The sequence below is a fragment of the Corynebacterium marambiense genome, from assembly GCF_016342275.1.
Taxonomy (GTDB): Bacteria; Actinomycetota; Actinomycetes; order Mycobacteriales; family Mycobacteriaceae; genus Corynebacterium; species Corynebacterium marambiense.
In genome coordinates, this window is record NZ_JAEIOT010000004.1 from 20,382 (window position 1) to 38,622 (window position 18,241).

At 65.7% G+C, this 18,241-nt stretch carries 15 protein-coding genes and 1 pseudogene; 5 read left to right on the plus strand and 11 right to left on the minus strand.

The genetic code is table 11. From position 1 onward, the window contains the following. The first annotated feature begins 110 nt into the window (after positions 1-110). Together JDV76_RS00145 and JDV76_RS00150 are read left to right on the plus strand one after the other, a co-directional pair. Positions 111-1,154, plus strand: coding sequence for an ATP-binding cassette domain-containing protein (locus JDV76_RS00145; protein ID WP_198734866.1), 1,044 nt, complete (start codon positions 111-113; stop codon positions 1,152-1,154). Further along, positions 1,151-1,834, plus strand: coding sequence for a methionine ABC transporter permease (locus JDV76_RS00150; RefSeq protein WP_198734867.1), 684 nt, complete (start codon positions 1,151-1,153; stop codon positions 1,832-1,834). The genes JDV76_RS00145 and JDV76_RS00150 overlap by 4 nt, the downstream gene beginning before the upstream one ends. Before the next feature lie 468 nt (positions 1,835-2,302). On the opposite strand, the gene JDV76_RS00155 is transcribed toward JDV76_RS00150, so the two are convergent. The 4 genes and pseudogenes from JDV76_RS00155 to JDV76_RS00175 all read right to left on the minus strand — a co-directional run bounded on the left by JDV76_RS00155 (position 2,303) and on the right by JDV76_RS00175 (position 5,528). Beyond that, a complete protein-coding gene (locus tag JDV76_RS00155; protein WP_198734868.1) occupies positions 2,303-2,881 on the minus strand; it encodes a glycosyltransferase in 579 nt (192 codons plus the stop codon). A 308-nt stretch (positions 2,882-3,189) separates the two neighbouring features. Then, positions 3,190-3,579, minus strand: a pseudogene (locus tag JDV76_RS00160) (DUF3492 domain-containing protein); the annotation flags it as partial. Between the two features lie 682 nt (positions 3,580-4,261). Continuing rightward, positions 4,262-4,432, minus strand: coding sequence for a DUF3492 domain-containing protein (locus JDV76_RS12975; RefSeq protein WP_198734871.1), 171 nt, complete (start codon positions 4,430-4,432; stop codon positions 4,262-4,264). Positions 4,433-4,487: 55 nt separating this feature from the next. After that, the gene (locus tag JDV76_RS00175) at positions 4,488-5,528 is read right to left on the minus strand and encodes a sucrase ferredoxin (protein ID WP_198734872.1); all 1,041 of its coding nucleotides are present in this window, start codon (positions 5,526-5,528) and stop codon (positions 4,488-4,490) included. A gap of 151 nt (positions 5,529-5,679) precedes the next feature. Between JDV76_RS00175 and JDV76_RS00180 the strand changes: the two genes are divergently transcribed. After that, positions 5,680-6,351: an AMIN-like domain-containing (lipo)protein gene (locus JDV76_RS00180; RefSeq protein WP_376992975.1), complete on the plus strand. Its 672-nt coding sequence runs from the start codon at positions 5,680-5,682 to the stop codon at positions 6,349-6,351. A gap of 11 nt (positions 6,352-6,362) precedes the next feature. Here the strand turns inward: JDV76_RS00180 and JDV76_RS00185 are convergent, their stop codons facing one another. The 4 genes from JDV76_RS00185 to JDV76_RS00200 form a co-directional block, all read right to left on the minus strand. Next, complete coding sequence (locus JDV76_RS00185) at positions 6,363-7,994, minus strand: DNA polymerase Y family protein (RefSeq protein ID WP_198734873.1); 1,632 nt, start codon at positions 7,992-7,994, stop codon at positions 6,363-6,365. After that, complete coding sequence (locus tag JDV76_RS00190; protein WP_198734874.1) at positions 7,991-8,803, minus strand: hypothetical protein; 813 nt, start codon at positions 8,801-8,803, stop codon at positions 7,991-7,993. Before JDV76_RS00190 ends, JDV76_RS00185 begins: the two co-directional genes overlap by 4 nt. Before the next feature lie 119 nt (positions 8,804-8,922). Next, entirely contained in the window at positions 8,923-9,618 is a 696-nt protein-coding gene (locus JDV76_RS00195) for a LuxR C-terminal-related transcriptional regulator (protein WP_198735303.1), read from the minus strand. 48 nt (positions 9,619-9,666) lie between these two features. Further along, positions 9,667-10,899 carry an ATP-binding protein gene (locus tag JDV76_RS00200; protein WP_272487602.1) on the minus strand — a complete coding sequence of 411 codons (1,233 nt, stop codon included), beginning with the start codon at positions 10,897-10,899 and terminating at the stop codon, positions 9,667-9,669. A gap of 77 nt (positions 10,900-10,976) precedes the next feature. On the opposite strand from JDV76_RS00200, the gene JDV76_RS00205 reads away from it, so the two are divergent. Next, positions 10,977-12,302 carry a PspC domain-containing protein gene (locus JDV76_RS00205; RefSeq protein ID WP_198734875.1) on the plus strand — a complete coding sequence of 442 codons (1,326 nt, stop codon included), beginning with the start codon at positions 10,977-10,979 and terminating at the stop codon, positions 12,300-12,302. 8 nt (positions 12,303-12,310) lie between these two features. Here the strand turns inward: JDV76_RS00205 and JDV76_RS00210 are convergent, their stop codons facing one another. After that, a complete protein-coding gene (locus JDV76_RS00210; protein WP_198734876.1) occupies positions 12,311-14,533 on the minus strand; it encodes a hypothetical protein in 2,223 nt (740 codons plus the stop codon). 307 nt (positions 14,534-14,840) lie between these two features. Here JDV76_RS00210 and JDV76_RS00215 point away from each other — a divergent pair, with 307 nt between their 5' ends. Then, the gene (locus tag JDV76_RS00215) at positions 14,841-15,272 is read left to right on the plus strand and encodes an excalibur calcium-binding domain-containing protein (RefSeq protein ID WP_198734877.1); all 432 of its coding nucleotides are present in this window, start codon (positions 14,841-14,843) and stop codon (positions 15,270-15,272) included. Between the two features lie 31 nt (positions 15,273-15,303). Here JDV76_RS00215 and guaA read toward each other — a convergent pair whose 3' ends face one another. Together guaA and JDV76_RS00225 are read right to left on the minus strand one after the other, a co-directional pair. Beyond that, complete coding sequence (gene guaA, locus JDV76_RS00220; RefSeq protein WP_198734878.1) at positions 15,304-16,890, minus strand: glutamine-hydrolyzing GMP synthase; 1,587 nt, start codon at positions 16,888-16,890, stop codon at positions 15,304-15,306. A gap of 79 nt (positions 16,891-16,969) precedes the next feature. Then, positions 16,970-18,175, minus strand: coding sequence for a GuaB3 family IMP dehydrogenase-related protein (locus JDV76_RS00225; protein WP_198734879.1), 1,206 nt, complete (start codon positions 18,173-18,175; stop codon positions 16,970-16,972). Positions 18,176-18,241 lie beyond the last annotated feature (66 nt).

The window sequence follows — 18,241 nt, forward strand, 5'->3', positions numbered from 1 at the left end:
ATGACCAGCCCACCGGCCCCGGCGGAGTACCGTCGGGGCCGGTGGCACGCCGTGACGGCGGCATCCATCCAGCAGACACCTGCTCCTCCTCACAGAATCGAGCACACACCGTGGCAGACACCGACACCTCACAGCCGGGAACCAGGGTCGAGTTCCGGAACATCACCAAGGTGTTCACGAACAAGAAAACATCGACCACCGCTCTCGATGACGTCTCCCTGACCGTCGAACCGGGCGAGATCATCGGAATCATCGGATACTCCGGTGCAGGTAAATCCACCCTGGTCCGGATGATCAACGGCCTGGACACCCCCACATCCGGGGAACTGCTCCTCGACGGCGTCGATGTCGTCGGCATGTCCGAGAAGAAACTGCGTCAGCTACGGCGCCGGATCGGCATGATCTTCCAGCAGTTCAACCTGTTCAGCTCCCGTACGGCTGCGGGCAACATCGCCTACCCACTGAAGCTCGCGGGGGTCGGCGCCGCGGACCGTAAACGCCGGGTGCAGGAACTCCTGGAGTTCGTCGGCCTGGGCGACAAGGGTGACAGTTACCCCGAGCAGCTATCCGGTGGGCAGAAGCAGCGTGTCGGTATCGCCCGCGCACTGGCGACGAATCCGTCGCTCCTGCTCGCCGATGAGGCGACCAGCGCCCTCGACCCCGAGACGACCCACGATGTCCTGGACCTGCTCCGGAAGGTCAACCGGGAGCTGGGGATCACGATCGTCGTGATCACCCACGAGATGGACGTGGTACGCAAGATCGCCAACAAGGTGGCCGTGATGGAGAGCGGCAGGGTCGTCGAGTGGGGCAGCGTGTATGAGGTGTTCTCCAATCCACAGACCCCGGTGGCCCGGAAGTTCGTCGCCACGACCCTGCGCAATACCCCGGATCAGGTGGAGGCCGACGATCTCCTCGCCGGCGAGGGAAGACTGTTCACCATCAACCTCACCGAGAACTCGGGTTTCTTCACCGCCGCCGCCCATGCCCGCTCCGCCGGCGTGAGCATCAACATCGTCCACGGCGGTATCACCACCCTGGAGCACCACTCCTTCGGCAAGGTCACCGTCCGACTCACCGGCGATGACGCCCCCATCGAGACGTTCCGTGACGCCCTGGACCGCACCACCGACATCGAGGAGATCCTCAGATGACCACCACAACCCAAGCACTGGACTTCGACTGGGACCGTTTCGGCGGTACCTTCATCGACGCGATCGGTGACACGCTGCTCATGGTCATCGTGACCATGATCGTCGGCGGATTCCTCGGACTGATCATCGGCGTCCTGCTCTACAGCACCCGCTCCCAGGGGGTGCTGCGCAACAAGTTCGTCTACACCGCGCTCAACCTGCTGGTGAACTTCATCCGACCGATCCCGTTCATCATCCTCATCGCCGCGATCGGCCCCCTGACCCTGAAGGTCATCGGGACGACCGTCGGCACGAATGCGGTCATGTTCGTCATGTCTATCGCCGCAACCTTCGGGGTCGCCCGGATCGTGGAGCAGAACCTGGTGTCCATCGATCCCGGTGTCGTCGAGGCGGCCCGCGCGATGGGTGCCTCCCCCCTGAAGATCATCACCTCGGTGATCATCCCCGAGGCACTCGGACCGTTGATCCTGGGTTACACCTTCCTGTTCATCGCCGTCGTCGACATGTCGGCGATGGCCGGGATCATCGGCGGTGGCGGTCTCGGTGATTTCGCCATTACCTACGGATATCAGTCCTTCAACTGGTCGGTCACGCTGGTGGCCACTCTGGCGATCATCGTCATCGTGCAGATCACCCAGCTCCTGGGCAACTGGCTATCCAAGAAGGTCATGCGCCGCTAGCTCAGTTCAGGCAGTTCAGAGCTCCCCGTTACGCCGGTAGCGGAGCCGGTGTAACACGAGATCCCCGGTGTCGGGCGTCAACGGTGACTCCCGACACCGGGGATCTCCGGCTTCAGGTCACGTACCCAGCCACGGCGAGAGCCATAGCTACGGGGACGCTCCGGGAGTGAACGAATAGATGACGTATCTGTCCGTCAGTGACGCCCCAGGACGCGGAGCACGGCCCGACTCGCGGCGCGGGCGGTCGCACCACCGACGCCCCGCGCTCCCCCGGTGACCTTCCCGACGCAGTTACGGACGACGGATGAGCGACGTACCCCAGCCAGCGCGCGACGCCAGTTCTGTTCGTATGAACTGACCCGAAGCCACCGTCGCCCCGGATAGTTCTCGCTGACCTCGGCGACGCTGATCGCGCTGACAATATCGCCCGAACCACTCCCAAGATCCGCCGTCCGGTCACGGACGACGTCAGGACCACCGGCGCCGAGACAGCGGTGCGTTGTACCTGGCCATCACGGTCGGCATGAGGAACGTTCCACGGAGCCGGGCGAGCGCGTTGAGGTGCCAGGTCTTGTACAGCTCACCGGATTCGACGACCGATGCGATCCCTCGGGCGAGGGCTTCGGTGTCTCCGGGACGGACGAGGACGCTGCAGGGCCCAACGACCTCGCCGTCGGGTCCGGGGAGTGGCAGACAGACGAGCTCATCCATGCCGCCAACATCGGTGCCCACGACCGGGAGACCGCAGGCCATGGTTTCGAGGACGACGATGGGTTGCCCCTCGTTGAAGCTGGCGAGAACCAGACCATCGTAGGTGTGCAGCCGCTCTCGGATGTTCACTGTCCCCTCGAAGTTGACGTAGTCCTCGATGCCCAGTTCCCGGGCGTAGTCGACACACTTCTCGTAGTATTCGGGAAGGTGGTCCGTCGGCCCGAGGATGTCCACGATGATGTCTTCATGTCCCCCGGACACGAGAGCTGCGACGGAACTCAGTAGTTCGTAAATGCCTTTGATGGGAACGGCCGGGCGATACAGGCGAAGCGCCACTGCTTCTTGGACCCCGCGGCAATCTCGGCCAGTACCGCTTCCCGGATGTCCCGTCCCTCGGCGAAGTCCTCCCAGCGCATTCCGTTGGGGAGCACTCGGATTTGGCGGGGTCTCCCCCGAGCGCTGCAGCCTCCTCAATGGCCGAGGGATACAGGTAGGTGATGTGGTCGGCCGAAGGATAGAGGATCGCCCCCATCTCGATCCACCACCGGGTCCACAGATATTCCAGGGTGTTGGTAGGCAGCCCAAGGTGACTGCTCCGGGTGACCGGGAGACTCATCGTACGACCAGGGAGGGTGTTCACCGTGTCACGGATATAGAGGGATATAGAGGTTGTGTTCCGTGAGCAGGAAGGCACCGTCATGTTGCCGGGCCGCAACGGATGCGACGAGGCTCGCGTAGCCCGTCGTGTGGGCATGATAGATCTTCGCCGGTGCGTGGATGCGGTCGATGAGTGCGTAAGCGAGGGAGAAGAAGTCCCGGACGGTCCAAAACAGGTTCCCGACCGTGGCGTCGTCATGGTCGGGCGTCGCCCGGATGGCGGCCTCCATCATTGCCCGCGTCCGAATGACTAGCCAGAGCCGCCAGGTCCGGGTCTGCGGGTTGACGGATTCGGACCACAACTGCCACAACTGCGCGGGATCTCCATTGATTCCCGATTCGAGTGCGGAGACGAACCACTGGGTCACCTCGCCATCGGATCTGTCCCCCGCCCCGTGCGATCATGGACCGCGACGTTGAAGTCATCTCCTCGGGGGAGAGGTAGATGACATCGATCCAGGCCACGTTGGCCGGAACTCCGTAGAGGTACTCTCGATGGCGGTCGAGGCTCAGACGATGTGGATGACGTATGCAAAGTCCGGATTGTGGGTGCTGATGTCATAAACCACCACAGGCACCCCGCCTTTGAGAAAGGGATATGTCGATTCCATGACGATAGCGACATCGACCGAGTCCAGTTCGAACGAGGACTCGGAGACGACTCTCCGACACTCCCGGACCCCCACATCGCGGCGACGATATCTACGACCGTCAGGATGAGTAGCGCCAGAGCCAATGGAACGATACCAGCACCCCGAGCGCGCCCGCCCACCGCACGGACTGCGCGTGAACGACACCGACATCCGGCTAGCTCCGTGCGGAAAGTCTCAATACGACATCCACGAGCGTCCTGACTACCACCCGCGCAGGCCCCGTCACAAGTCAGCACGCAGCAAGCTCATCGACGAGGGCCGGGGTACCCGATGATCGGAAATATCGCCTGCCAAGTATCCACACAGCCTCCCCAGGGCAACTGCGTCACCGCCACCGGCGGCTGTCAGAAGTACTGGGATCTGCTCCACCGGGCCGGGCGCGGGACGGCAGGGACCTGCGGTGGCGTCAGCCAGTGACACCACGTCGATCCAGCGCACTGACGCAGGTATCCCGTAGCGGTGGGTACAAATGGACGATCCCGAAGCTCAGCTCCGGATTCGCCGCCAGCAACTGGTCGACAACCGTCCCGACCCCACCGATATGGAACGGGTACCCGGAATCGACGATGAGCAGCACATCGACCGAGGAAGTTCAGTTGTGTCATCTCCCGTCCGGCGAATGATCAGCGGATTCACTCACCCGGATCCAGACTCCGGAACCCGATCACGCACCAGGTGTCCGCCGCCGCGGGTTCCTTACCGCAGGATTTCAGGACCGGAGGCAGCTCGCGGTGCCGGAGCTCCACCGACCAGCGGCCCCCACCGGGCCGGGCGACCGTACGGCGCACGGTATCGGTACCGGCGGGATCTTCCACTGCGGATACTACGAGTTCACCCGGCGCCACCGGGTATCCTTTCGCGGACAGTTCCGCCGCCACATGGACCTCGGCGGCCTGACCGGGCCCGTCGTAGCATCCGCGGCCTCGCAGCCCAGGTAGTGGCAATTCACCACGCGCCAGGGTCGCCAGCATCGCCATCCCCTGATCTGTGCTCATCCGACCGTAGGAGTATCCCCAGGGCAGGAGAATCATCGACGGTGCGAACCGATGTCCGCCGGTATGCGAGGACTCCCACACCACATCGACCGTGTCGTTGATCCCCGCGGCCTGCTCCGCGCCCCCGACAGCGCAGGGGTCCCCGTTCCTTCTCCGGAGAAGCGTCTCCATCGAGGAGGCCGCGGCGCGCATGGCACTCGCCATCGGACGCCCCTTCACCGCGCAGCACAGGTCCCGTTTACCGTGGGTACAGACGAGAACCAGGGGGTGGGGGACCCGGCGCGCCCCCAGCGCGGTGTTGAGTTCCGGCCCGCTCAGATCCAGGGCGAAGATGTCTTCCATCCCGCCGGGTAAGTCGTAGGCCTCGATCGTCGGTGGTGGTGCATCCGGATCGGGCGATGAGGTGAAGATCAGGTACGCCCGGACAGGAGCCCCCTCTCGCGTGTCCCGTCCGGGACGGCGGATCAGGTGGAACGCGGCCCCTGCCGAGTCCACGAGTTCCCTGATTCGCCCTGTGAGTTCCGCTCCGAGGGCATCGCCGTCGAGCACATCCCGTCCCCATCCGTGGGCATGCTCGACGATGAGGTAGGTGGTTCCTTTCTTCGCGGTTCCCGGCAGTGGTTCACGATGATCGTCGGAGCACCTCGGGGGGCGTCCGGAATCAGTTCTGGAACTCATGTTCCAAGAATAACCGCGACCGGATCAGACGTAGGCGGGCGGCAACCGCAGCTCAACGGAGCGGGGGTGTTTTCGCAACAATTCTCTCACGATCGTGCTCAATTCGGCTGAGGGCTTTCGCCGATGCCCCGGCGACAGTTACCGTGAAGCCATGATTCTCCCGCCTGTGAAATTCTCGCCGCGACGCACCGCCGGGGTTCTCGTGCTGGCCGGAGTCCTCGTCGTCTCCGCCTGCGACGCCCCCGGCGACGAGGACCGTTCGGTTGAACCTGTCACTGCGGTGGGCACAGTCACCTCCACTATGACGAAGACGTCCGCGCCGATCAGCCAGGAGGCGACGGACACCACCGGCACCGCGCGGGCCGACGCCGGTCTCACCCCGCTGGGGGACGCCGACACCACGATGAAAACGTTGCGTCCGGAGCCGAGTTCACAGCTTGTGGTCACCGGGGTGCGACTGGGAACGCACGAGGGCTTCGATCGCGTGGTCTTCGACCTCACTGGTGACGGGGCCCCGGGGTGGTTCATCGACTACAACGACCGTCCTGTCCAGCAGGGCAGCGGTTTCCCCATCGAGTTCCCGGGTGATTCCGCACTCGAGGTCAACATTGACGGCACAACGTATCCCTTCACCCTCGGCATCGATCCTCCCCAGATCGGGACGACGGTGGGACCCGGTCCCATCGTCGCCGGGGTGACCTCCAGCGGGAGCTTCGAGGGGCGAACCCAGTTCGTCATCGGTGTGAACGGTGGCAAGCACCCCTATTCTGTACAGACTCTGGATAATCCCTCCCGGCTGGTCATCGACATCCTACGGAGATAGGGTCGGGCCGGTCAACGGTAGCTAGCCTCGATCAGCCACCGTCCCGCCAACCACATCAACAACCACGCCTGCCGAACTGTGTTATCCGATCCCCCACCGTCGGCGGTAATTTGTATCCGTGCGCACCTGACCCGGGTGTCCGGATCCCACCACCGTTCGTCTACGGGCCACGGCCCAGCCCACCCGGTGACCCGATACCGGGCCGCACCCCAGCACACCGTGTACGGCGCGCGATCGAGCAGGACCTCAGCCGTCACCTGTACCGGATGATCCGCAGCGTCAAGGAGACACACACGGGACGCCGGGTGCGCGGATCCCCCTCCCCGCCTGGCAGGATGTGGTCCGGGTAATGCCCCGATCCACGCGGAGTCCTCACGGACCGGAGCCTGCTCATCCCCGACCGGGACGAGTTCGACGCGCTCCACCGGACTCCGACCCCCGGAGGGCTGCGGACGGAGAACCGCATCCACCCCCAACACCGACTGCACCCGGGCGAGTGCCCGTCCTGCAGCGCGCGCCGACGGAGTACCGGTGTTCCACAGTCCCGTGGCTTCCGGGACGGTGACCTCCACCGGGTCAAGCGTCAACCGGATGATCCCGGAGTCCGGGGTCCCGTCGTCCGGGACTCCGGTGTCGGGGGTCTCCGCTGTGCGGGACGTGAGCCATCCGTCAAGCTGCCAACGCACCCGCTCCGCCGTCGATTGTTCGGTGAGCGGTTCGCGCGTACGCCAGATCCGCTCAAACACGCTCTCTTTCCCGTCAGTGAGGAGCGTGGCCTGCACCTTCAGGCGCCGGCAGCACAGACCGGCGTCGGCCAGGCGCCGGTGTAACCGCATGGCCAGTGCCCGGGCGAGGAACGCGGCCTCATCGACACGGGAGACAGGCGCATCGGGTTCGTGGTCCACCGCGAGCGGGGTCGTCGGAAGTGCAGGGACCACTCCCCGTCTGCTTTCTGCGCGGGACAAGCGGTGCAGGCTCTCACCCGCGGTTCCGAAGCGGGTCGTCACCGCTGCTGCGGGGAGGGCCGCGAGGTCACCGAAGGTCCGCACCCCGAGCTCCGTGAGGGTCTCCACGATGGCGGGGTCACAGTCGAGTGATTCCTCCGCGACCGCCAGCCGGAGTGACCGCGGCGCGAGGAACCGTGCCGATCTCCCCTCGGGTACCACCGCACCAACCCGGGCGGCGATGAGTGCAGTGGCAATCCCGTCGGCGATCCCGACGAAACAGTCCACCCCGGCCAGGGCCACAGCGTCGATGAGCCGCTGCGCCGCAGTGTCCTCCCCTCCGTGGTACCTTGCCGCGGCAGCAGCGTCGACGACGAGCAGTCCCGACCGCAGAACCTCCACGGACGCGGCGACGGCGTCGACGCCTGCGAGCACCTGCTCGAACAGACGGGCGTCACGATCAGGGTCATCATCGATCAGTGTCAGCGCCGGGCAGAGCTCACGCGCCCGCCGCAGTTTCATACCGCGGCGTACCCCGGATGCCCGGGCATGGGCCCCGCAGACCTTCACCACACCCCGGGCCGGCCCGGTCCCGGCCACCGCCACGGGAGCGCCGTCCGCGGGGGCAATCCCGGCGAGCACCGCCGCCTGAACGGGCCAGTCGGGGAACCATAACGCCAGAACCCTGGTGGAGCTCATCCCGCCCGTACCACCCGCAGACCGGCCTCCCGGTCACCAGGCCCCGCGGCTGCCTGCGTTCCGGTTACCGGGCCGCATCCCACCCGCAGCAGCACCCGGTGGGGTGGTGCACTTTTCGTCGTGATCTCCACATCAATGTCGAAGCCCCGGATACGACCGAATCCGACACTGATACCGTGGTAGGTGACGATATCCGCACCGATGCGTATGGCCGGTGACGGGACGTGTGCGCCGACAGTGAGCAGCGCCGCCGTGCCCCGACGGACCCTGGCCAGCAGTGGTCTGGCCTGTGTCGCGCTCACCCGCGCGTCCCCACTTCCGTGGTGGATCACCAGGTCCATTCCCTCGACCAGCATGCCTGTGACGGACAGTGGCCGGTCTCCGGGGTCCGGGATGACGACGACCGCATCGAGGACCCCGCCTGCATCGGCGACTCCGGTGAGCAGGAGATCCGGCCACCCAACCACGGCGACACGGCACCCGTCCGCGGTCGCGGTGGCGATGAGTTCGACGATGAGAGCGGGACAGTCCCCCACAGCCGTGATTGACCGACGCGGGATCCCACCTCCCGGAAGTAGGTTGGCGAGTGCTGTCGGCACCGGAATCACGCCGGGGAGATCGCGGGCGGTTTTCCCGGGGACGGGATGGGGCCGGTCACCGTCGATGGGCCCCGGGGATCGCACCGGACATAGGTCAGCAAAACGGCCAGTACCGGCCCCGCCACCCCCGCCATCCATCGTCGCGAGGGCGGACTTCAGGGCGCGGACACGTGCTGGGCGGTCCAGCCCAGTAAGGTCGGGGGCTTGCACCGCACCCCACCCTGTTCGAACACCTGTTCTATCCACGCCCTCAGTCAACCCTCCCGGGGCGGTGATTTCAAGCCCGCACCTGATGGTTGTCAGATCGACCCAGGTGGATGGGTGTGGAATCAGTCCAGCTGGCGGGACTGCGCCCACCGGGTCAGCGCATACCGGTTGGACTGCTGGGTCTTACGCAGAATGTTCGAGGCGTGTGTCTCCACCGTCTTGATCGAGATGAACAGTTCCGCACCGATCTCCCGGTAGGTGTAGCCACGGGCGAGCAGCCGCAGAACCTCAAGTTCCCGGCGAGTGAGCGCATCGACAAGCGGATCCGACGACGGCGCATCCCGCTGCTTCTCGACGGCCGCGTCCGCCTCGGGGGCATCAACCACCCCGGCCCCTGCACCGGCGTCCGGCGCGCAGAAGGCGTCGAGGACGAACCCGGCGAGCCGAGGGGAGAACACCGCGTCCCCGTCCCGAACCCGGCGCACCGCGTCCGCGAGCTCCTCCCCGGAGATCGTCTTGGTCACGTAGCCCCGGGCGCCCTCCCGGATCACGGAGATCACGTCTTCGGCTGCGTCGGACACGGACAATGCGAGGAAGATCGCGTCCGAACCACGCCCCCGGGCGCCCCGGATCACAGAGCTTCCCCCACCGTCAGACATATGGACGTCGAGAAGCACCACTTCCGGATGCACGGCGACGATTCCCGCCACCGCCTCCGCCACGGTGCCCGCCTCCCCGACGATGTCGACCACTCCGGCTAGTTCCGCCCGCACCCCAGCGCGAAACACCGAGTGATCATCCACCAGAAACACCGTGATCATGCCGTCATCCGTTCTCCTCGTCCGTCTCACCCGCTCACCACGAGACTACCCATCTGAAACAGGTACTCGGAGGATGACCTCCGTTCCGGCACCGGGCGCAGATTTCACCACCACCGTGCCGCCAACCCGCGTCACCCTGCCCCGGATGGATCCCGCCAGACCGTGATGCCCGTCCGGAACATCATCCGGGTCAAAACCACGTCCCCGATCCCTGACGTAGACGGACAATTCACCAGCGAGATGCTCCGCGTAGACGTCGATGTCCCGCACACCGGAATGCCGGGCAGCGTTGACCATGGCCTCCCTGGCAGCGAGGATGACCGCGCGGGTGGTCTCGGTGAGAGGGCTGTCCGCGCCGACGGTGACCGGTGCGATCCGGACGGAGTAGGTGTCCTCCACCTCCCCGCACGCGAGTTCCAGCGCGGCGAACACGGTGGCGGCGGCACCTGCCGCGGCGTTCTCCTGCTGTCCGAACAACCACTGCCGGAGTTCACGTTCCTGACTGCGGGCGAGTCCGGCGATCTCAGTGTCCTCCCCGGCGCGTTTCTGGATCAGCGCAAGTGTCTGCAGGACCGAGTCATGCAGCCGGGAGGCGATCTCGGCACGCTCGGCGGCCGCGAGACGTTCCGCACGTTCCCGGGTGAGTTCCTCCCACATCTTCAACCACAACGGCACCCCGAGAACCGCGACTCCCGCGAGAGTGAGCAGAACCGCCATGAGAGTCGTCCCGAAGGCCTGCCGATTCTCCCAGTTCACCAGAACGAGGATGATGCCGGTGAGCACGAGCGTCCCACCAGCCAGGAGCGTGGGTACTCCACCACGCAGCTCCGAGAAATCCATGCCGCGGTCATAGGTGCGCCAGACAATGACGGCTCCGAGACCAATGATCAGAAGCGGCCACCATCTCACCGCCGTCGAACCGGTGACAAGCGCGAAGGCCACCAGCGCACCGATAATGGCGAGCACGACCAGAAGATGATCCGTCCGTGATGTCTCCGGCGACCCCGGGACAGGCTCTCCGTCCGTCTGACTGAACAGCACCCAGATCAACGCGTAACAGAGCACACCCGCACCGCTGAGCAGGCAACTGAGGGCGAGCAGCAACCGCACGATCCGAACATCGACCCCGAGGTGCCGGGACAGCCCTGTCGCAACTCCCCCGATGACGCGCCCCTGACGGACCCGGGTGAAGCGGGGATAGGGCCGTGGTGGTGCCTGGGCCGGAGCAGGGGGTGTCGCCATGGTCTCAATGATCGCACCGGTCTCATCAGGGAGCATCAGGGACCACCCTGATTTCTTGTTTTTCAGGGTGGTCCCTGATGTGCCGCCACCGTTCCGGGGATCAGAATGAAGACATGGACAGCACACCTCCCCCTACGGCCCCCGATTCCCGTGACCTCAGCGACACCCTGCGTCAGATGTGGGCGACCCGTCCGCCCCGTATTCCCTCCGACCAGGGTGGAAACGGAAAGATCGCCGGTGTTTGCGAGGGAATCGGTACCCGTTTCAACGTCGATCCCACGCTCATTCGTATCGCCTTCGTCGTCGCCGCCCTGTGCGGTGGTGGAGTACTACTCTATCTCCTGGCGTGGCTCATCATGCCGCGCTGGTCCGTCCCGGTGTCCCCGGTCGAGGCGATCGTCCGGGCGAGTTCCGACCCCCGGTTGAAGAGCGAACGTTCACTCGGCTACACGCTGATCATCGTGATGCTACTGATCGCCTGGCCTGCCAGTTCCTCCGACCTGTTGTCCTCGTCGACTCTGCTCACGACGCTCCTCGGTTTCGCCATATGGTGGCTGCTGCACAGCCGTCAACCGGTCCCCCCGGAGGGGCTGCTCGTCACTTCCCCCGAAACCTCCGACACCGAAGCAGGCCCTGCCACCGGAAACCCGTCACCGGACTCCGGAGACAGTCGGATAAAGGTCTCGCCGAACCCCGGTCTCGTGCACCTGAAGCCTGCCAAGGGCTACGACATTCCGGATGCACAGCCGGTGCCGCCCGATTGGGATCCGCTGGGCACGGTACCCGAGCTGTGGAACCTCCCGGAGCCGGGTCCCGTCCCGACACCGCCACCCACCAGGAGCCGGTGGCTCACCGCAGGCGGGATCATCGCCCTCATGATCGGGGCTGCGGGCGGGATCGGGCTGATCTCGCTCAGCGTCGGCACGGCATTCTTCGCTCTTGCCATTCCTACTCTGGCCTGGACGTCCTGTCTCGGGGCACTCATCGGGGGAACCGGGATCGGCGTGGGGCTCCTCTCCCGAGGAGGTCTACGAAAATCCGCACTGATCCTGGGAATCGGCGCCCTCGTGGCCCTGACCATCACAGTCGGCAATACCCCCAGGATCAACTTCAAGGTCGGAGGTGACACCGGATCGACCCGCATCGCCCCAACGTCCGGGGCTACTCTCCCCGCTGACGTGGACAACGGCGTCGGGAAAACCGAACTGGACCTGCGCGGACTGCAACCCCTGGCCGAAAGCCGGAAGGTGGAGGTGTCCAACGGGGTAGGCAAGACCATCGTGTGGTTGCCGACCGATGTGCCAGTCACCGTGACCTGCTCGAACGGGGTCGGCAAGTTGGTGTGCACCCCGGGTGACTACAACCCCGGTGCCGAGGGCGAACGACTCACCCTCGACATCAGCAACGGAATCGGCACGGTCGTGGTCCACACCAAATAACCGGCGGGTCACTCCCGTCCACGGAGAACGGCCCGGAACCGCTCCCGCAGACCGTCGAACCGGCTACCACGGTCTCGGCCGTCGTGGCCGGTTTCCGAGTCACCGCCCTCCATACGGAGCAGCTCTCTGACCCGGACGAACCCCGGGAGACCGACCAGCAGATGCGCGACGAACACAGCGACCCATACTCCCGCGAGCTGCGCACCGTACAACGTGGGGGCGGGATCACCGCCCGCGATCTGCCGGTAGGCCACCATGAAACCAGCGGCGACGGGAACCGTGATGAGCACGGCGGTGAACAACTGACGACGCAGGTGCAGCACGAAACCACTGACCCCCGCGTCCCGGTCTGCCGCGTAGTCGGCACGACGGCGTTCCCACATCCGGGCACCGGCGGTGAGTGTCAGCAGGTAGAACACGGAGAGGGCCACCGCGAACAGCAGCGCGGTCAGCAGGGCCGCCGTGGCCGAGGATCGCTGGACATCGGTGTACACGCCGTCACGCGCGATGGGATAGATATAGCTGTCCGATAGCCCGCCGACTGCCAGGGCCGTGAGCGGAGACGCCACCCGGTCGAGTTCATCCGGGTCGCAGAGGCACGTGACGGATTCGGCGAGTTCGCGTGTCCCCGGGAGCAGGTCGGGGTCGAGACGCTCGAAGTCTCGCGGGGTGAGGGCCACGATGGGCCGGTTGTCCGGACGGTTCGGTGCACCGGTGCCGTCCAGCATTGACACCGCCGCGGGATCGTTCCCCTCCCGGATGACGGTGAGGCCGTCGGTGACACCGGAATCGGTGATGGCCTCCGTGTCCCCCCACACCACGGCGACCCCCTGGCGGAGCTGGCCGGTGGCCGGGATCGACTCCGGCTGCCCGACGATGAGCAGGACTCTGTCGTCGGCGACGGGGATCTGCGCGGTGAGACCCGGATTCTCCTCCATCTCCCCGGCGAGCACCCGTAGATCGGGGCGTACCTCGAACGCCTTCGAAATCTCCTCCATCTGGGCCTGGAATTCGGGATCCACGTCGGATGTCCGCAGCACGCTGACGGGCCGGTCCGGTTCATTCGCCGCGACCCCCAGCTCCCGCATCTCCCCGCCACTGCGGGCAGTCGCGAAGGTGAGCGCCATACCGAGGACGAGACCACCGACGACACAGAGCACCGCCCATCCCGGAACAGACGCCAGGTCCCCGGGCAGACCACGCCTCCGGTCCACCACAGCTCTCCCCTTCCCGAGGTCGCCGAGGGAGATCTTCGCGGGGATGATCAGGACGGCCCCGATGATCACCGCCCAAATCACGGCACACAACAGCAGAGACAGCAGCCCGACGGTGAACACCGTGCCAAAACCGACGAGCGTCGTCGCACTGAGCCTGACGAGGTACACCAGCCACACCGCGAGCACGCCGGCCCCGGCACCCGCGGCGAGCACGGAAGCGAACCGGATCAGCCCTGCCCGGCCGTCGACACGACGTAGCTGGCTCACGCTGAGAGCGACGCCCACGGCAAGCAGGAGCAGCATCGTCGCGACACTGAACTTCCCGAACGTGGAACCGGCGAAGTCACTGCCGGAACGGGGCAGCGCCACGGTGGTCTCCACGTCGTCGAGACCGGCGGACCGGAGAACATCCCCGACGGTGCCTGCGAGCTCGGGTGCCCCGTCACCGGCGAACAGCCACGTGTCCCGGGGGCCCGGGACCTCGAAGCCCTGCAGCGCCACGACCGGTGTCTTGCCCACCAGGGCACCGGCGGGGAATGTTCCCGCGATCGGATCGTCCTGCAGTCCGTTGAACACCGCCACATAAATGAACCACATACCCGACAGCTCCGAGTTGAACGGCGCATCCTTCAAGTTCTCCGGTAGTGCGGTGGAGACCAGGGTGCGATCCTTCCCAAGCTCAGCATCCAGCTCACCCGCCCCCTCGACGTGGAAACGACCGTCCGGGTCATGCACCGCGAACACCCCCGAACCATCACTACGAGATGCCAACACCGACACCCCACGGGAATCCGCCAGTTCGGCGATCTCGCGCTGCAGCTCCACCTGCTCCTCCGGATCGAGGTCGCCGGTACCTGTTGCCGTCGCCTGGAGCGTCGGCCCGGAATACCCCAGCCGCATCGCGGTGGCGATCGAGCCACCTTCGACCACCAGGAGCATGAAGATCATCACGACGACCGCGATCAGAGCACTGATCACACCGGGGAGGACGATACGTGCGGGATTCCTGTCCACGTTGACTGCCACCTATTCTTCGACGGGTACCGTCCGGGCCATGACCGGTCATCCGGCGCCCGGGGGCAGAGCTGACCACCTTGGAGGGCGGCTTTTCCCCACAGTAGCCCACGCGGAGTTCCTCCGCCCGGGTGGTTTCCCACTGTCCCGGACCGGAAGCAGCGGATCCTGTACCCCCGGATGCGGTACATGACCGGAATACGGCAGATCACCCGGTCAGCATCTCCTAACGTGGAGAACTGAGAGTTTCTCCGGACCTTCCCAGTATCCCCACCGCACCGTTCAGCCACCCGAATCGAGGAAAACCATGTCACCCCAGCACGCATCCGGCCCCGCACGCATCGCGCGGATCACATCCCTCACTCTCGGGGCCGTCATGTCACTGGGATTGCTCATGGCCTGCAATGACCCGGATGAGTCGACCGGGGAGGACACGGGCGGCCGGGTGACGGTCACGGACAGCACCACGGAGGTCCGGACCGAGACAAGCACGGAGACCGAGACCGCCGCCGGGACGACGAGCACACAGACACCGGAACCGGCGCCAGCGCCTGAGCCGGAGGCAGACACCCGGATGCACGGCTTTCTCGCCCCCGCTCCGACACCCGCCCGCCCTGCGTCCACGCACTTCTCGAACTGCCGGGAGGCCCGTGCGGCAGGTGCCGCACCACTCTACGAAGGCAGCCCCGGGTACAGCCGGAAGCTCGACCGGGACGGCGACGGCGTCGCCTGCGAGTGATCCCCGGGATGCGCTAGGAGGGACGTGGAAGCTACTCCCATTCGATCGTTCCCGGGGGCTTCGAGGTGCAGTCGAGAACGACACGGTTAACGTCGGCGACCTCGTTGGTGATGCGGGTGGAAATGCGCTCCAGCACGTCATAGGGAATCCGGGTCCAGTCAGCGGTCATCGCGTCCTCGGAGGACACGGGGCGCAGCACGATCGGGTGCCCGTAGGTGCGACCGTCGCCCTGGACGCCAACAGAACGGACGTCCGCGAGCAGTACCACGGGGCACTGCCAGATCTCCTCATCCAGGCCTGCTGCGGTGAGCTCAGTGCGGGCGATCAGGTCAGCGGCACGCAGCGTTTCTAACCTCTCGGCTGTGACCTCACCGATGATGCGGATGCCCAACCCAGGACCGGGGAACGGCTGACGGCTGACGATCTCCTGTGGCAGGCCGAGCTGACGACCAACCGCACGGACCTCATCCTTGAACAGCAGGCGGAGCGGCTCAACGAGCTCGAACTCGACGTCGTCGGGTAGACCACCGACATTGTGGTGGCTCTTGATGTTCGCGGTACCGGATCCACCACCGGACTCGACGACGTCCGGGTAAAGGGTGCCCTGCACCAGAAAATCCACCGACGATCCCTCTGGTGCAGACTCGAGTACACCGGTGACGGCACGCTCAAAGGAGCGGATGAACTCCGCACCGATGGCCTTACGCTTGGCCTCGGGGTCAGTCACACCGGCCAGCTTCGACAGGAAGGAGTCCTGTTCGTGGGCGGTGACCAGCTTCGCTCCGGTCGCGGCAACGAAGTCCCGCTCGACCTGTTCCCGCTCCCCTGCGCGCAGCAGACCGTGGTCCACGAACACACACGTCAGCCGGTCACCGATGGCACGCTGCACTAGCGCTGCGGCCACGGCGGAGTCGACGCCGCCGGACAGACCACAGATCGCGCGCCCCTCTGGGCCGATCTGGGCGCGGACCGCCTCGACGAGCTCGTCGGCGATGTTCGCGGCGGTCCAGTTCTGCTCGATCCCTGCGATCTCCGTGAGGAAGCGGGTGAGTACCTCCTGACCGTGCGGGGAGTGCAGGACCTCGGGGTGGTACTGGACACCCGCCATGGACCGTTCCGCGCACTCGAAGGCGGCGACCGGCGCACCCACGGAGGACGCGGTGACGGTGAAGCCCTCCGGTGCGGCGTGCACGGCATCACCATGGCTCATCCAGACTTTATGGATCGCTTCGAGGCCGTCGTGCAGTACGCCGCCCTTGACGTTGAGGTCGGTACGCCCGTACTCGCGGTCCCCGGTGTTGGCCACGGTGCCCCCGAGGGCGTGGGTCATGGCCTGGAAGCCGTAGCAGATACCGAACACCGGGATCCCCAGGTCGAGCAGCTCGGGACGCAGCTCCGGCGCGCCCTCCGCGTAAACCGACGCCGGGCCACCGGAGAGCACCAGCGCGGCGGGGTTCTTGGCCCTGATCTCCTCGACCGTGGCGGTGTGCGGGACAACCTCGGAGTAGATCCGTGCCTCGCGCACCCGGCGAGCGATCAACTGCGCGTACTGGGCGCCAAAGTCGACGACGAGCACCGGGCGGTGATTCGATGCGGTAGCTTGCTTTGAGTCAGTCACGGGACGTACTTTACCGCACCCGGAGCTGCACGCTGCTTCTTCCGGTACTGCGTCGTACCGACGGGACGAACGCCAGGGATCAGAAAACGGTGGAACGGACGGACAACTGAACTTTCTGGAAGCTCTTCAGGTCCGTGTACCCACACTTGGCCATCGCCCGACGCAACCCACCGACGTAATTGAGCAGGCCGTTGGGGTCGGTGGAAGGACCGTGCAACACCGTCTCCAGGGAGGGCTGCCGCGCCATCTGGTCAAGGTTGTCATCGGACGAATCCGCCGACTTGACGATGTCCGCCCAGGATGGTTCGACAGCGCCACGGGGGAACCGTGGGTGTGCCGCCGTGTGTGGCCAGAAGTAGCCACCCGCAGCGGCTTCGCGGGCCCGGGCGAGCGCGCGACCGAGCATGACTCCGTCGGCACCGCAGGCGATCGCGGTGACCGCATACCCGGAGGAATCAAACTCCCCGTCGGCGATGATGTGCACGTAGCGGCCGCCCGTCTCGTCAAGGTAATCACGACGGGCTGCTGCGGCGTCCGCAATGGCTGTGGCCATCGGGCAACCGATGCCCAGCGCGAGATCATTGGTGTTCGTCCCACCACCGACAATGATTCCCGCAGCTCCGGTCCGCATGAGATGCAGAGCGGTCGTATAGTCCGCAACCCCACCCGCGATGACGGGAACGTCCAGCGAACCGATGAACTCCTTGAGATTAAGCGGTTCACCCCCCGTCGCGACGTGCTCTGCGGAGATCATCGTGCCCTGGATGAACAGTAGTTCAGCACCCGCCTTGATGACCACGGGCGCGAGTTCCCGTGCATGCTGCGGAGTGACCCGGACGGCAACGGTCGCTCCGGAGGCGCGTACCTCGGCTATCCGCGCTGAGAGCAGGTCCTCGTCAATGGGGGCGGAATGCAGTTCCTGCAGGACCCGGGTACTCGGAGAACCGAAACCCAGCGGACCGGACATCCCCGTCAATTCCATGCGACAGGCCTCCACGATCTTCGCGATCGCGGCGTCGAGATCGGTGTGGCGCCCCCACAGCCCCTCGGCGTTGATGACACCGAGACCACCCTGGCGCCCCATCTCCACGATGAACTCCGGTGAAGCCAACGCATCCGTCGGATGGGAGAGGAACGGGTTGTCGAAGGTGTAGGCGTCGATGTGCCAGGAGGTGTCGATGTCCTTCGACGACCGTGTCCGACGGGAGGGAATGATCTGGATGTCCGCGAGCTCGTAGCTGCGGCGGGCCTCGCGCCCGATTCCGATTTCGACGATGTCACGCATGGGTGATGCTCCTTGGATGTTTTGGGTCCCACCGGTTGGTCAACTCCCGGTGGGCAAAGCGGTGGC